The organism is Agromyces capsici (assembly GCF_058349965.1).
The window spans coordinates 672035-686392 of sequence record NZ_JBYRET010000001.1 but is presented as its reverse complement, the minus strand read 5'-3'; the positions used below and the strand labels follow the sequence as shown (position 1 = coordinate 686392).

Genomic DNA, 14358 nt, shown 5'->3' with positions numbered 1-14358 from the left:
CGCTCCCGGCGAGTGCGGACTCCGATGGGTGGGGGCAGGGTGACGCTGAGGCGATGCTCAACACGTACCCGCCGGGGCTGAACATCTTCACGCGTCTCGATACGACCGGATTGCCTGGGCTCGATATCCGCCCGTTCGAGTTCTACGGGAACTTGCCCTACTGCGTCGACGACTGGCACGTGGTCGCCTTGGCGTGGTCTGACGGTGCGGTTGCCGCGGAGGATCAGGGCATTCTCTACACCCGGGCCGACGTGGTGGCGTTCCTCGACGGGTCCGATGCGGAGTTCCGCCTCGACGGTGCGCCGATGGATGTTGTGCGCACGCCGATCAAGCCGGTGCTCAACGAACAGAGCCTCGCGGATTTCGCCGCCTTCGTGGAAGAGACCTTCGGCTCGGAGGCCACGGCCGGCCCGTTGCTGGGTCTCCAATGGGGCCGCGTGCTCGCTCCATCTGACCTCGCGGTCGGCGACCACACCCTTCGCGTGGCGGTCACATACGTTCCCGATGGAGTTGTCTTCTTCGATCAGAGTGTGCAGTTCACCGTCTCGTCATCCAACTCGCCCGAATGCGCGCTCTGGCTGCGAAATCCTGGCTAGGGGCCAGCGGCTGCGCCAGCCGGTGCCGCTCAGCCGCCGGCGAAGGGCGGGAGCACGTCGACCTGCGCGCCGACCGTCGCAGCCGGGTCGCGGCGTACGACGCCGTCGACGAGGAACGACCCGTTCGCGACGACGCGCGCCATCGCGGCGCCGTAGCGCTTCACGAGCAGGTCGCGCAGCGCGCCCACCGTCGGCGCGAGGCCATGCAGCGTGAGGCGCTCCTCCTCGACACCCGCCGCCTCGGCGGCCGCCGCGAAGTAGCGCACGAGCACGGTCGTCGCCGCTGCGTGATCCTGGGCCGCGACATCGGTCGCCGTCGATTCACCCACCGATGCCCCCCATCGTCCGGACCGGGCGCACGAAGTCGAGGTCGTCGATGCCGTGCCCGGCCTTCTTGCCCCACATCGTCGCGCGCCAGCGGTCGGCGAGCTCGGCGTCGGTCGCGTCCGAACGCAGCAGCGCGCGCAGGTCGGTCTCGTCGTCGCCGAACAGGCACGAGCGCACCGAGCCCTCGGCCGTGAGCCGGGTGCGGTCGCACGCGCCGCAGAACGGTCGCGTCACCGAGGCGATGATGCCGACGGTGGCCGGTCCGCCGTCGACGAGCCACTCCTCGGCGGGCGCCGCCGGGTCTTCGCGGCCGACCGGTGCGAGCGCGAAGCGCGAGCCCAGCACCTCGAGCAGCTCGGCGGCGTCGACCATGTTGGCGCGCTGCCACGCCTCGTCGGCGTCGAGCGGCATCTGCTCGATGAAGCGCAGGCGGCATCCGTGCTCGATCGCCCAGGCCAGCAGGTCGGGCGCGTCGTGCAGCGTCTCGCGCATCAGCACCGCGTTCACCTTGAGCGGTCCAAGTCCGGCGCGGTGCGCCCCCGCGATGCCCGCGAGCACCGCCGGAAGCCGGTCGCGGCGGGTCAGTCGCGTGAAGTGCTCTCGGTCGAGCGTGTCGAGCGACACGTTCACGCGCGACAGCCCCGCGTCGCGCAGCGCCTCGGCCTTGCGGTCGAGCCCGATGCCGTTCGTCGTCATCGACAGTGGCGTGCCCGGCGCCGCGAGGGCGCTGAGCCGCACGATCTCGACGAGGTCGGGGCGCGTGAGCGGCTCGCCGCCCGTGAACCGCACCTCGCGCACGCCGAGCTCGCGCACCGCGATCTCGACGAGCCGCGCGATCTCGGCGGGGGAGAGCAGCTCGTCGCGCGGGATCACGGGCAGTCCCTCGGCGGGCATGCAGTACGTGCAGCGCAGTGAGCACGCCGACGTGATCGAGATGCGCAGGTCGTGCGCGACGCGGCCGAAGCGATCGACGAGCGCGGGCGTGTCGGGGCGACCGTCGACCGGCGGTGCCTCGGAGGGCGACCGCCGCACCGTCGGCATCCCGAGCGCGAGCGTCGTCATGCACCCACCCTAAGCGGGCGGCCCGGCCGTGTGACCGTGGAGGTCACATCAGTGACCCGTCCGAGGCGCCGCGCTGCTCGGCCAGCGCGCCGAGGCGGTCGGCGAGGGCCTCGAGGTCCTCGGGCGACCGACCCGACCCGACCGCGAGACCGAGCAGGAAGGTCGTCACGGGCGCCGCCGGCCGCGCGACGCCGTGCGCGGCGCGTCGAGCGAGTTCGAGCACGGTGCCGATCGGCACCTCGGACGGGTCGATGCCGAGCTGCGGGGCGGCCTCGGCCACCCACGCGTCGAGGACCTCGGGGTGCTGCGATCCGGTCATGGCGATGCCTCCTGTCGTGCGGCGCGCGCCTCGGCGAGGTCGTGCCACGTGTCGATGTCGTGCGTCGTGCCGTCGTCGGCGACGACGATCAGGTCGAGGGATGCCGCGAGCCGGCGCATGGCAGCGCCGTGCACGGTCGCGGTGTCGCCGTCGGCGCCGTGCAACGCGTGGAGCGCGCGGGCGAGTGCCGCACCGGAGTACACGGCGGCGAGCCACTGCGTGCGGCCGGAGTCGTCGACGAGGCAGACGCCGTCGGCGTCCGGGGCAGCGGCACGGGCGCTGCGCAGCCGCGCGGCCGCAGCCTCTGCGTCGGGCATGTCGCACGCGAGCACGAGCACGTCGCCGATGGGCGCGTCGAGGGCGCCGAGCCCGGCCGCGAGGCCGGCCACGGGACCGCCGAACGGCGGGTCCTCACGCACCACGAGGCATCCGGGAGCCTCGAGCTCGAGCGGTCCGACGACGACGATCCGCGTGCAGTCGGCCGAGCGCGCCGCGGCGATCGAGGTCGCGAGCAGGCGCCGGCCGCCGACCACGAGGTCGGGCTTGCTCGCGCCGTCGAGTCGCTCGGCGCGTCCGCCGGCGAGGATGACCGCGTCGAGCCCGCGCCCGCTCATCGCGTGATCGCCACCTCGACGAGGTCGCCCGCGGCCACCTGCTCGACGTCCTCCGGGACGATCGCGAAGCCGTCGGCGTGGGCGAGGCCGGCGACGAGGTGCGAGCCGGCGCCACCCGCGGTCGCCGGCCGCACCGCGAGCGCGCCCCCGTCGCGCGAGGAGAGCGCGATCGGCATGAACTGGCGGCGTCCGGCGGTGGAGCGCCATCCGGTCTCGGCCACGGCACGCCAGGTCGGGCGGCGCACGTCGGCGCGACCCAGCAGGCGCAGCAGCACGGGCCGCACGAACGCCTCGAACGAGACCGCCACGCTCACCGGGTTGCCGGGCAGGCCGAACACCGGCGTGCCGTCGGGCAGCGTGCCGAACGCCTGCGGCTTGCCCGGCTGCATCGCGACGCGCGCGAAGCCGACGGTGCCGAGCTCGCCGAGCACGTGCCGCACGACGTCGTGCGCGCCGACGCTCACGCCGCCCGCGAAGACTACGACGTCGCACGCTCGCCGCGCCGCGAGCCAGCCGCGGAGCGCGCCCGGGTCATCGGGAAGCCGGAGCCGCTCCGAGACGACGCCACCCGCCTCGGCGACCAGGGCGGCCAGCAGCAGTGAGTTCGAGTCGTGGATGCGGCCGTCGCCGAGGGGCTCGCCCGGCTCGACGAGCTCGCTGCCGGTCGCGACGACGGCGACGCGGGGGGCGTCGGTGACCGGAAGCTCGGCGAGTCCCGCCGCGGCGACGGCGGCGATCCGCCGCGCGTCGAGCACCACCCCGGCGTCGAGCACGCGATCGCCGGCGTGGAGGTCCTCGCCGCGTCGGCGGATGTGGTGCGCCGGGCGAGGCGCGGCGTGGATCGCGACCCGCGCGGTCGCGCCATCCGTCTGCTCCACGGTGACCACGGCATCGGCGCCGCGCGGGATCGGGGCGCCCGTCATGATGCGCGCGGCCTGGCCGACGCCGACCTCGACGTCGCCGGACGAGCCCGCGGGCAGGTCGGCGACCACGTCGAGCACGACCGGGTCGTCGGGAGTCGCCGCCGCGACATCCGCTCGCCTGACGGCGTAGCCGTCCATCGCCGAGTTGTCGAAGCCCGGCAGGTCGACGCGCGCATCGATGGAGGCCGCGAGCGTGCGCCCCGCGGCATCGGCGAGCGGCACCGCCTCGACCCGCCGCAACGGCGCGACGGCGGCGAGGATGCGCTCGAGGTGCGCGTCCACCGACACGAGGGCATCGACGCCGTCGGGCGCCGGCGGGAACGTCGGCATGACCCAACGGTAGCCCTCGACCCGGTGACATGACGGGCGTACGTCACTAGTCTCGAACCCGACGGCGTCCGATCCGAGCGGGAGGAGACGGGCATGTCGTTCATCACGAGGGGCTTCACCGGGCGCGGACGCGAGCGGGACGACCGATTGCCGCCCGGGCAGACGCTCGTGGGCGACTTCCCCGTGCTCTCGGCTGGGCCGACGCCCGACATCGACACGGCCGACTGGGCGTTCACGATCCGCACCGAGACCGGCGGCGAGCACACCTGGTCGTGGGACGAGCTCATGGCGCTGCCGATCGAGGACGTCACGACCGACATCCACTGCGTCACGCACTGGTCGAAACTCGGCACCGGCTGGCGGGGGGTCGCGCTCGACACGCTGTTCGAGGACGTCCAGACCGACTACGAGTACACGATGGCGCACAGCTACGGCGGGTACACGACGAACGTGCCGCTCGAGGACCTGCTCGACGGCAAGGCGTGGGTCGCGTTCGAGTTCGACGGCGAGCCGCTCGATCCCGAGCACGGCGGGCCGGCGCGACTGCTCGTGCCGCACCTCTACTTCTGGAAGAGCGCGAAGTGGGTGCGCGGGCTCGAGATGATGGCCGAGGACGAGCCCGGGTTCTGGGAGCAGAACGGGTACCACCTGCGGGGCGACCCGTGGAAGGAGGAGCGGTACTGGTGAGCGCCGACGGGGTCGCGCCATCCGTCGCCTCGCCGGTGTCGGCGCTCCGCGCGGTGCCGAGGGCCGGATGGCACGTCGCCACCGTCGCGGCCACGCACCGCGAGACGCCGAACGCCGCCCGCATCGAACTCGACATCGACGGCTGGCCCGGCAACGCCGCGGGGCAGCACCTCGACGTGCGGCTGACCGCGCCCGACGGGTACACGGCGACGCGCTCGTACTCGATCGCGTCGTCGGGGTCGTCGACGCGGGTCGTGCTCGCGGTCGACAAGCTGCCGGATGGCGAGGTGTCGCCGTACCTCGTCGACGAGCTGCGCGCCGGCGACCAGCTCGAGGTGCACGGGCCGCTCGGCGCGTTCTTCGTGTGGCGACCGGCCGCCGAGTCGGGCGATGCGCGGCCCGTGCAGCTGATCGCGGGCGGGTCCGGCGTCGTGCCGCTCTACGCGATGGCCCGGGCGCACGGCGACGCCGCCGACCCCACGCCGTTCCGGCTGCTGTACTCGGTGCGCACGCCCGACGACGTGTACTTCGCCGACGAGTGGCGCGCGCTCGTGGAGGCATCCGCGCCCCTGCAGTTGGATCTCGTCTACACCCGGCGCGCGCCCGCCGGGTGGCCCGCGCCGCCCGGCCGCATCACGCGCGATGCGCTGGCGTCCGCCGCGGTGCCGGCCGGCGAACGGCCGCGCGTGTACGTGTGCGGCTCCACCGGGTTCGTCGAGCTCGTCGCCGGATGGCTCGTCGAGCTCGGGCACGAGCCCCGAGACATCCGCACCGAACGCTACGGAGGCACGTGATGACCCCGCACCTCGACGGCAACGCGCTCGCCGGCCCCCTCGCCGACTTCTTCTCGTTCGACATCACCACGGCGACCGGCCGGTGCAACGGATGCGGCACCGTCGCCGAGTTCGCGCGGGCGATGGTCTACGTCAGCGGCGCCGGCACGGTCGTGCGCTGCGCGACGTGCGACAACGTGCTCGCCGTGCTCGTCGACGCGGGCGACCGCGCCTGGATCGACCTCGCCGGGGTCAGCGCGATCGAGGTGCGGCGGTAGTCGCCGGTCCTGCCGGTTCGAGGAGGTCACGGCCAGCGCTTCCGCCGGGCGGGCGACAGCTCGGTAGCCGGTCCGTCAGCGTCGCTACGCGGAGGCTCTCAGGGGCTCGAGGGCGGCGAGGATGAGGTCGAGGCCGAAGACGAACTCCTCCGCCGGGTCGTAGCCGGCAGCGAGGAGCGCCGCGGCGGACTCGTTGAGGAAGGGGAACTCGCCAGGGGGCAGCTGGGGCAGGAAGACGTCCTCGGTCATGTCCGCGAACTCATCGGCGGTGTCGAACTGCAGGCTGGCCTCCTGCAGGGCGAAACCGTAGACGTAACTATTGAGCAACCAGTTCGCGTGCGTCGCCATCGAGACCGAGAAGCCGGCCCTCCGCAGGCAGGCGGTGACCGCCTCGCGGTGGCGGAGGTTCGCGGGCCCCGGCGACGTCCGCGACTCCATCAGGGCGATCGCCCACGGATGGCGCGCGAGGGCCTGTCGGGTCGATATCGCCTCCCGTCGCATCGCCGACTGCCAGTCGGCCTCTGCGGGCGGGAGCTCGATCTCCTCGAACACGACGTCGATCATGCCGTCGAGCAGCGCGTCCTTGCTCGCCACGTAGTGGTAGAGCGACATCGCGCCCGCGCCGAGCGCGCCGGCCAGCCGGCGCATGCTGAGCCCGTCGACCCCCTCGAGGTCGGCGAGCCGGACCGCCTCGGCCACCACCCGGTGCTTGCTCAGCCCCGCGTTTGATGCGTCCTGGCGTTGCTCCCTCTCGGACACGGGCCTCCTCGCTCGAACGGCTTGACAATCGTACAGCGTACGGGTCATAGTACAGCGTACGACGTACGGTGTACGACAGACGGTGTACGAGCCTGCGAGGGTCGCAGCTCGACGTGAGGAGGCTTCCGTGGGAATCGAACGGCGATCGAATGCCGAAGCACGCGAGGTGCCCGGTGCGAGCCCGCCCGGGGCGGCGACGATGCGGGCCGTCGTCCAGCACCGCTACGGCCCGCCCTCAGTGCTCGAGTCGTCCGAGGTCGCGCGACCGATGCCCGGTCGAGGGGAGGTGCTCGTCCGGGTGGGTGCGGCCTCGGTGCATCCCGGTGACTACTTCGTGATGACCGGTGTGCCGTACGTGGTGCGCCTGGCGTTCGGGCTCCGGCGGCCGCGCCACGGCATCCCCGGCATGGACCTCGCCGGTGTGGTGGCAGCGGTCGGGAAGGATGTCACCGCACTCCGCCCCGGCGACGAGGTGTTCGGCTGGAGCACCGCTGGAGCGCTCGCGGAGTACGCCAGCGTCCCGGCGGACAACCTGGTGCCCGTGCCTGCCGGCCTGTCGGTCGAGGAGGCGGCAGCGGTCCCCACGTCGGCCATGACGGCGTTGCAGGCAGTGCGCGACATCGCGAACGTTCGACCGGGCCAGGCGGTGCTGGTCACGGGCGCGTCGGGCGGCGTGGGCTCCTTCGCCGTGCAGATCGCCAAGGCGTTCGGCGCCGAGGTGACGGGTGTGTGCAGCACCCGCAACGTCGACCTGGTCCGCTCGCTCGGGGCTGACCACGTCGTCGACTACACGTCGACCGACTTCACCGACACCCGCATGCGCTACGACGTCATCCTCGACAACGTGGAGGCGAAGCCGCTGGCGGCGGTCCGCCGAGCACTGACGCCCACCGGCACCCTCATCCCCAACAGCGGGCGCGGCGGCCGCTGGCTCGGCCCGATCGGTCGGATCGTCACGGCTCGCCTGCTCTCGGGGTTCACCCGTCAGCGGCTGAGGCCCTTCACGTCGGTCGGAAAGCGCCAGGACCTGCTCACCCTGGCCGACCTGCTCACAACCGGGCAGGTCGCGCCCGTCATCGACCGAACGTACGCCCTCGACGACGCCGCCGACGCCCTCCGCCACGTCGCAACCGGCCACACCCGGGGGAAGGTCGTGATCACCGTCTGACCGCACCGACGAGACCCACCCGACCCGTGCGTCTGCACGCCCAGACCGGCCGCCACCCCGGCGGACGGACCGCTTCTCTCGAAAGGACGAACCGATGACCACCCCGACGACGACCCCGAAGCTGCTCGACACCCCGCCGATCCCCGTGCAGGCCAGGCTCGCCGCCGCCTGGACCAGCTTCATGTTCCTCTACGTCTACGTCGACATCTTGAATTTCTACAAGCCCGGCGTCGTCGACGGCATCCTGAACGGCCTCGTCTGGCGGTTCGACATCAGCTCGACGTTGTTGACCGTCTTCCTCGTGTCCGTGTCGATCCCGGCCCTGATGGTGGTGCTCTCCATGACGCTGCCCGCCCGGGTGAACCGCGCCACGAACCTCGTCGTCGCTTCCCTCCTCATCCCCTACTCGATGTTCAACGCTGCAGGGGCGTCGTGGGACTGGGCCGCCTTCTACGGCATCTCCATCGGAATCGAGGTGTTGCTCCTGGCCTTCATCCTGCGCTCCGCCTGGGCATGGCCGCGAACCCCCGCCGTCCCCGCCGGTCCCGCGACGACCGATCTTCGACAGGATCTTCGCCAGTAGGAGTCGCGCGGGGGCGCGCCCCGCACTCGAATGCGGATGGGGATCACCGCTTTACAGGCGCGTCCATCGAGAGGATAGTTGCAGATATTTGAGGAGAAATCATTTCTGGGGGGAAGTGGTGACTCATGGCAGACGCGATCACGACACCGGGCGCCGAGCTTCAAACGCCTTCGCAGCAGCGGTCGAGGACCGGTCCGCTTCGACTCGGCCAAGGGTGACGAGCCGGCCCAGATCTGGCTGAGGCCGACCAGGAATCGCTCGGCGCTGCGACGACGCGGGCACCTCGGGGCCCGTCCTCTCCGCAGCGGGAGGGGATCCGCTTCCGGACGGCCTCGGAGCCTTCCTTCACTGACTGCTCCACGGTGAGCAGTCCCAGCCGCATCCATCGCGACATCCGGAGGACTCGATGCGACGCAACATGGCAGGGTGGGCCGCTGCCGCCGCGGTCGTCGGCTTCGCGAGCGTTGCGGCTTTCGGGTTCGCGAGCGCCCCAGATGCGGCCACCGAGACGGAAGACCTCGCCGACGGTCTGACACCGACCGAACTCGCGCAGGAGCTCGCAGGTGCCGGCGTCGAGGTGTCGAACGTGCGGTACACCGGAACAGACGAATCCGCGGGCAGGGTCGTCCAGCCGGACGCATCGGTCTACGGCTTCACCGAAGGCGTGGTGCTCGCGACCGGGTGGGTCGACGGACTCGCCGGGCCCAATGCCGATCCCGGGATGACCCAGTCCCTCGGGACACCGGGAGATGACGACCTCTCGGCGCTCGCCGAGTACAGCACCTTGGACGCATCCGTCCTGGAGTTCGACTTCGTCCCGACCGCCGACACGATCTATGTCAGCTACGTCTTCGGCTCGGAGGAGTACACCGAGTACGTCGGCACGAGCTTCAACGACGTCTTCGCCTTCTTCGTCAACGGAACGAATTGCGCGGTCACCGACTCGGGCACTCCCGTGTCGGTCAACACCATCAACGGTGGGAGCGCGCAGGGTGCCGACGCGGCACACCCCGAGCTCTACCGCGACAACGCGGAGGGGGCGCTCGACACCCAGGCCGACGGGCTCACGGTCGTGCTCGTGTGCGAGGCCCCCGTCAGGCCGGGGGAGACGAACACGATGAAGCTCGCGATCGCCGACGGCAGCGATGACGTCCTCGATTCGTGGGTGCTGCTGGCGGCCGGGGGCATCACGACCGAGCCACCCGCGCCGGCGATTCCCGCGGCGGCGGTCGTCGCCGGCATCGTGCTGCTCGGCGGCGTCGGAGCCGGCGCCGCCGCGATCACGTTGAACACGCCGCGACGGCGGCAATCGCGGCTGTTGCGCAAGCACGTGCGATTGGCGCCGCGCGAGGACGCCACCGGGCGCCACACCTCGACGCCCGCCGCCTCACCGCCTGCCTTCGGCCTCGCACCGCGTGCGGGCCGCTGGGAGCACGTCGTCAGCGAGGACTCTCGCCGTGACGGCCGCAGCGGGCAGGGCGACGGCGGGCACACGAAGGACGGTCCGCCGCCTGGACGGCGCGCCGGAGGGGAGGATCCATCATGAGCGCCACGACCGTGTCGCCGAGGCCGACCGCGGCTGCGCCGACGGTGAGTGACCTGCTGCTCCCGGGCGGGGAGCCGCCGCCCGCGCTCGCACACGCGGCAGGTGCCGCGGCCAAGCGCGAAGGCCTCGACGGGGCGCTGGCGCGCCTGACCCCGGTGGGCCTCGACATCCTCGGCGCGCGGATCGGCCGACTCGTCGGCGAGATGCTCAACGTCGATCTGGGCAACGTGGTGGGTTCGGCACTGACCAAGAGCCGAGCGATCGCCGATGCACTTCGGTCGACCGCCGAGAAACCCGGTACGGAGGCAGTCGTCCCGCTCGCCGATCACACGCTCACGTCGACCTACTCCCCAGCGGTCGACATCGTCGTGGACGGATCCACGGTCACCAGCATCCCATTCGAAGTCACCCTCGCCACGAAGATCGAGGGCGGGCTGCTCGTCATCAACCACGGGCGGATCGTGTCCGTTCGGGCGGGTCGGGCGAATCTCAAGGCGAGCCTCGCGTGCGAGGGGATCCCGATCACCGAGCGACAGCTGGACCTCGACCTGCCCGCGGTCATGCGCCTGCCCGCAGCCGACGCGCAGGTCGGCGCCATCGTGACGACGGGCGAGACGGAAGAGACGGCGACGGATGCGCCCGGTGGGGTGGCGCGGGATGCCGCGATCGGCGCGGCCGGTGGAGTGACCCCTCGTTCGGGCGACCCGGGTCTTGTCGGTGTTGCGGGCCCAGCAGGCGATGCGACGGGAGCGGCTTCACCGGTCGGGCTCATCCACAACGGCTGGCGTTGGACGGCGGCGGGAACGTGGGAGCCTGCGGGCCCCTATCGACCCGGGGATATCGTCAACGGTCACCGCCTCAACGCGACCGGCAGCGCGTGGGAGCCACTGCCCCGGTGAGCCTGCCGCACGCCGGTCATGAGTTCGGCGTTCGCGAGCACGCGGTGTGGGAGGCTGACGGCGTGTGGATCGGGTGGATCGAGTTCGACCTGCTGCTCGGCGACGTGCGCTCGCTGAAGGAGAAACGGGGAATCCTGCGCCCCGTGCTCGCCGAGCTGCGGCGCGCGACCGAGGCGTCGGTCGCCGAGGTCGGCGATCAGGAGCTGCACCGGCGCGCCGCGATCGGCGTCGGCGTGGTCGCGGGCGGCGCGGACCGCGCGACCGAGGTGCTCGACCGCGCCGAGCGTCTCGTCGCCGCTCACCCCGAGTTCACCCTGCTGTCGGCGAGGCGGCGCCTCAGGCGCAGCGACGACGACTGAGCTCGGAGGGTGGTGTGCGTGTCGGCTCAGGCGACGCGCACGCCGTCCTTCCACGTCTCCGCGACGAGCGGCACGCCCGGCCGGTACGCCAGGTGCACGTGCGACGACGCATCGAGCAGCACCAGGTCGGCGCGCGCGCCCGGGCGCAGCGCGCCGACATCCGCCCGCCGAAGCGCCGCTGCGCCGCCTGCCGTCGAGGCCCACACGGCCTCGGCCGGCGTCATCCCCATGTCGCGCACCGCCACGGCGATGCAGAACGGCATCGAGCTCGTGAAGCTCGACCCCGGGTTGCAGTCGCTCGCGAGCGCGACCGTGACGCCCGCGTCGATGAGGCGGCGGGCGTCGGGGTAGGGCTGGCGCGTCGAGAACTCCACGCCCGGGAGGAGCGTCGCGACGGTGCTCGAGCCGGCGAGCGCCGCGACATCCGCGTCGGTCAGGTACGTGCAGTGGTCGACGGATGCCGCGTCGAGCTCGACCGCGAGCCGGACCCCGTCGCCCGGCCCGAGCTGGTTGCCGTGCACGCGCACCCCGAGGCCCGCCGCCGCGCCGGATTCGAGCACGCGGCGCGACTGCTCGGCCGTGAACGCACCGCGCTCGCAGAACGCGTCGACCCAGCGCGCGTGCGGCGCGCACGCGTCGAGCATCTCGCCGACCACGAGGTCGACGTACGCGTCGGCGCCCGGACCGTCGGGCTCGCGGAACTCGAACGGAACGACGTGGGCGCCCAGGAAGGTCACCTCGTCGGTGACCTCGCGAGCCAGCCGGGCGAGCCGGGCCTCGTCGTCCACGCTCAAGCCGTAGCCCGTCTTGACCTCGAACGTCGTCGTGCCCTGCCGGTGCAGCTCGCCGACGAACCCGGCCAGCCGGGCGCGCAGCTCGTCGTCGGTCGCCGCGCGCGTCGCCGCGACCGTCGAGCGGATGCCGCCCGCCTCGTACGCGCGCCCCGCCATCCGCGCCGCGAACTCCTCGGCCCGGTCGCCGCCGAACACGAGGTGCGTGTGCGAGTCGACGAAGCCCGGGATGGCGGCGCGCCCGCCGGCGTCGACGACCTCGATGCGGTGCGGATGCCCGACGCGTTCCGTCGAGTGGGCGATCTTGGCGGCCGCCTCGCGGCTCGCGCCGCCAAGATCGCCCACTCGAGGAACGGAGGTGGGGATGGTGGAGGGAGCGGATGCCGCGACGTCGGGCGCCTCGGCGGACGGCCCGATCCACGTGATCACGCCGTCCTCGGCGAGCAGCGCCGCGTCGCGCACGACTCCGAGCGGGCCGCCCTCGCGCCCGGGTGCGGGATCGTTCGTGACCAGCTCGCCGATGCCCGTGACGAGCAGCCGCGAGGAATCGGCGGGACGCGCCATCCGTCGCCCCTCAGCCCTCGAGCATCGGCACGCGCAGGCCTCGCTCGCGCGCGACCTCGATCGCGTGCTCGTAGCCTGCGTCGACGTGGCGCATGACCCCCGTGCCGGGGTCGTTGACGAGCACGCGCGCGATCTTCTCGGCCGCGAGGTCGGTGCCGTCGGCGACCACGACCTGGCCGGCGTGGATGGAACGCCCGATGCCGACGCCGCCGCCGTGGTGGATCGAGACCCACGTGGCGCCCGACGCGGTGTTGAGCAGCGCGTTGAGCAGCGGCCAGTCCGCGATCGCGTCGGACCCGTCGGCCATCGACTCGGTCTCGCGGTACGGCGACGCGACCGAGCCCGAGTCGAGGTGGTCGCGGCCGATCACGATCGGCGCCGAGAGCTCGCCCGAGGCGACCATCTCGTTGAACTTCAGGCCCGCGAGGTGACGTTCCTTGTAGCCGAGCCAGCAGATGCGCGCGGGCAGCCCCTCGGAGTGGACCTTCTCGCCGGCCTGCTCGATCCAGCGGCGCAGGTGCGCGTCCTCCGGGAAGAGCTCGAGGATGGCACGGTCGGTCGCCGCGATGTCGGCCGGGTCGCCCGAGAGCGCCGCCCAGCGGAACGGCCCCTTGCCCTCGGCGAACAGCGGCCGGATGTAGGCGGGCACGAAGCCCGGGAAGTCGAACGCGTGCTCGTACCCGCCGAGCTCGGCCTCTCGGCGGATCGAGTTGCCGTAGTCGAACACCTCGGCGCCCTCGGCCTGGAAGCCGACCATCGCCTCGACGTGCTTGGCCATCGAGCGGCGGGCGAGCGTCGTGAACTCCTCGGGGTCGGATGCCGCGAGCGCGTGCCATTCGCCGAGCGAGACGCCTTCGGGCAGGTACGACAGCGGGTCGTGCGCGCTGGTCTGGTCGGTGACGATGTCGATCGGCACGCGGCGCTCGAGGAGCTCGGGGAAGATCGTCGCGGCGTTGCCCACGACGCCGACGCTGAGGGCGCGGCGCTCGGCCTTCGCCGCGAGCACCCGCTCGATCGCGACGTCGAGCGACGGCGCCACCTCGTCGAGGTAGCCGTGCTCGACGCGGCGGCGGAGGCGCGTCTCGTCGACGTCGACGATCAGCACGGCGCCGCCGTTCATGGTGACGGCGAGCGGCTGCGCGCCGCCCATTCCGCCGCAGCCGGCGGTTAGCGTGAGGGTTCCGCCGAGCGTGGCGTCGGCGACCTCGGCCGCGGACCCGCCGCGCTTGGCGGCGAGCGAGCGGGCGACCGCGCCGAAGGTCTCGTACGTGCCCTGCAGGATGCCCTGCGTGCCGATGTAGATCCACGAGCCGGCGGTCATCTGGCCGTACATCGTGAGGCCGAGCTGCTCGAGCCGGCGGAACTCGGGCCAGGTGGCCCAGTCGCCGACGAGGTTCGAGTTCGCGATGAGCACGCGCGGGGCCCATTCGTGCGTGCGGAAGACGCCGACGGGCTTGCCCGACTGCACGAGCAAGGTCTCGTCGGGCTCGAGGTCGCGGAGGGTGCGCACGATCGCGTCGTACGCCTCCCACGAGCGGGCGGCCTTGCCGGTGCCGCCGTAGACGATGAGGTCCTCGGGGCGCTCGGCGACCTCGGGGTCGAGGTTGTTCATGAGCATGCGCAGCGGCGCCTCGGTCTGCCAGCTCTTCGCGGTGAGCTCGGTGCCGTGCGCGGCGCGGACGGTGCGGGGACCGGCGTCGACGCCGGTCGAGGTGGGTGCAGCGGTGGTCATGCTCCGATCTCACACCGTGCGGGTCCGGCGCTCAACGGATGTCGCGTG

The 14358-nt window shown here is 72.5% G+C and carries 17 protein-coding genes; 9 read left to right on the top strand and 8 right to left on the bottom strand.

Going from position 1 to position 14358, the window contains the following annotated elements:
* Positions 1–53: 53 nt before the first annotated feature.
* Positions 54–596: a hypothetical protein gene (locus AC3RKB_RS03370; protein ID WP_491434563.1), complete on the top strand. Its 543-nt coding sequence runs from the start codon at positions 54–56 to the stop codon at positions 594–596.
* A gap of 29 nt (positions 597–625) precedes the next feature.
* Here AC3RKB_RS03370 and AC3RKB_RS03365 read toward each other — a convergent pair whose 3' ends face one another.
* From AC3RKB_RS03365 to AC3RKB_RS03345, 5 genes are read right to left on the bottom strand one after another with little or no spacing between them, the layout of a single operon-like run.
* A complete protein-coding gene (locus AC3RKB_RS03365; protein WP_491434562.1) occupies positions 626–925 on the bottom strand; it encodes a MoaD/ThiS family protein in 300 nt (99 codons plus the stop codon).
* Positions 918–1985 (bottom strand): GTP 3',8-cyclase MoaA, encoded by a 1068-nt coding sequence (gene moaA, locus AC3RKB_RS03360; RefSeq protein WP_491434561.1) that lies wholly within the window; start codon positions 1983–1985, stop codon positions 918–920. Before moaA ends, AC3RKB_RS03365 begins: the two co-directional genes overlap by 8 nt.
* Before the next feature lie 43 nt (positions 1986–2028).
* Positions 2029–2304 (bottom strand): DUF6457 domain-containing protein, encoded by a 276-nt coding sequence (locus tag AC3RKB_RS03355; RefSeq protein WP_491434560.1) that lies wholly within the window; start codon positions 2302–2304, stop codon positions 2029–2031.
* Positions 2301–2918, bottom strand: a complete 618-nt coding sequence (gene mobA / locus AC3RKB_RS03350) for a molybdenum cofactor guanylyltransferase (protein WP_491434559.1) — start codon at positions 2916–2918, stop codon at positions 2301–2303. Before mobA ends, AC3RKB_RS03355 begins: the two co-directional genes overlap by 4 nt.
* A complete protein-coding gene (locus tag AC3RKB_RS03345; RefSeq protein ID WP_491434558.1) occupies positions 2915–4171 on the bottom strand; it encodes a molybdopterin molybdotransferase MoeA in 1257 nt (418 codons plus the stop codon). Before AC3RKB_RS03345 ends, mobA begins: the two co-directional genes overlap by 4 nt.
* 93 nt (positions 4172–4264) lie before the next feature.
* Between AC3RKB_RS03345 and AC3RKB_RS03340 the strand changes: the two genes are divergently transcribed.
* From AC3RKB_RS03340 to AC3RKB_RS03330, 3 genes are read left to right on the top strand one after another with little or no spacing between them, the layout of a single operon-like run.
* The gene (locus AC3RKB_RS03340; RefSeq protein ID WP_491434557.1) at positions 4265–4858 is read left to right on the top strand and encodes a sulfite oxidase-like oxidoreductase; all 594 of its coding nucleotides are present in this window, start codon (positions 4265–4267) and stop codon (positions 4856–4858) included.
* Complete coding sequence (locus AC3RKB_RS03335) at positions 4855–5652, top strand: FAD-binding oxidoreductase (RefSeq protein ID WP_491434556.1); 798 nt, start codon at positions 4855–4857, stop codon at positions 5650–5652. Before AC3RKB_RS03340 ends, AC3RKB_RS03335 begins: the two co-directional genes overlap by 4 nt.
* On the top strand, positions 5652–5909 hold the full coding sequence (locus tag AC3RKB_RS03330; protein WP_491434555.1) for a DUF6510 family protein: 258 nt from the start codon (positions 5652–5654) through the stop codon (positions 5907–5909). The genes AC3RKB_RS03335 and AC3RKB_RS03330 overlap by 1 nt, the downstream gene beginning before the upstream one ends.
* 84 nt (positions 5910–5993) lie before the next feature.
* On the opposite strand, the gene AC3RKB_RS03325 is transcribed toward AC3RKB_RS03330, so the two are convergent.
* Positions 5994–6668: a TetR/AcrR family transcriptional regulator gene (locus AC3RKB_RS03325; protein ID WP_491434554.1), complete on the bottom strand. Its 675-nt coding sequence runs from the start codon at positions 6666–6668 to the stop codon at positions 5994–5996.
* Between the two features lie 127 nt (positions 6669–6795).
* Between AC3RKB_RS03325 and AC3RKB_RS03320 the strand changes: the two genes are divergently transcribed.
* The 5 genes from AC3RKB_RS03320 to AC3RKB_RS03300 all read left to right on the top strand — a co-directional run bounded on the left by AC3RKB_RS03320 (position 6796) and on the right by AC3RKB_RS03300 (position 11223).
* Complete coding sequence (locus AC3RKB_RS03320; RefSeq protein ID WP_491434553.1) at positions 6796–7836, top strand: NAD(P)-dependent alcohol dehydrogenase; 1041 nt, start codon at positions 6796–6798, stop codon at positions 7834–7836.
* A 94-nt stretch (positions 7837–7930) separates the two neighbouring features.
* Complete coding sequence (locus AC3RKB_RS03315; RefSeq protein ID WP_491434552.1) at positions 7931–8419, top strand: DUF6326 family protein; 489 nt, start codon at positions 7931–7933, stop codon at positions 8417–8419.
* A gap of 406 nt (positions 8420–8825) precedes the next feature.
* Complete coding sequence (locus AC3RKB_RS03310; protein ID WP_491434551.1) at positions 8826–9965, top strand: choice-of-anchor L domain-containing protein; 1140 nt, start codon at positions 8826–8828, stop codon at positions 9963–9965.
* 155 nt (positions 9966–10120) lie between these two features.
* The gene (locus tag AC3RKB_RS03305) at positions 10121–10864 is read left to right on the top strand and encodes a hypothetical protein (protein WP_491434550.1); all 744 of its coding nucleotides are present in this window, start codon (positions 10121–10123) and stop codon (positions 10862–10864) included.
* Positions 10865–10926: 62 nt separating this feature from the next.
* Positions 10927–11223 carry a DUF503 domain-containing protein gene (locus AC3RKB_RS03300; protein WP_491436743.1) on the top strand — a complete coding sequence of 99 codons (297 nt, stop codon included), beginning with the start codon at positions 10927–10929 and terminating at the stop codon, positions 11221–11223.
* A 26-nt stretch (positions 11224–11249) separates the two neighbouring features.
* Here the strand turns inward: AC3RKB_RS03300 and hutI are convergent, their stop codons facing one another.
* Together hutI and hutU are read right to left on the bottom strand one after the other, a co-directional pair.
* A complete protein-coding gene (hutI, locus tag AC3RKB_RS03295) occupies positions 11250–12578 on the bottom strand; it encodes an imidazolonepropionase (RefSeq protein WP_491434549.1) in 1329 nt (442 codons plus the stop codon).
* 10 nt (positions 12579–12588) lie between these two features.
* A complete protein-coding gene (gene hutU, locus AC3RKB_RS03290) occupies positions 12589–14310 on the bottom strand; it encodes a urocanate hydratase (RefSeq protein ID WP_491434548.1) in 1722 nt (573 codons plus the stop codon).
* Between the last annotated feature and the right edge of the window lie 48 nt (positions 14311–14358).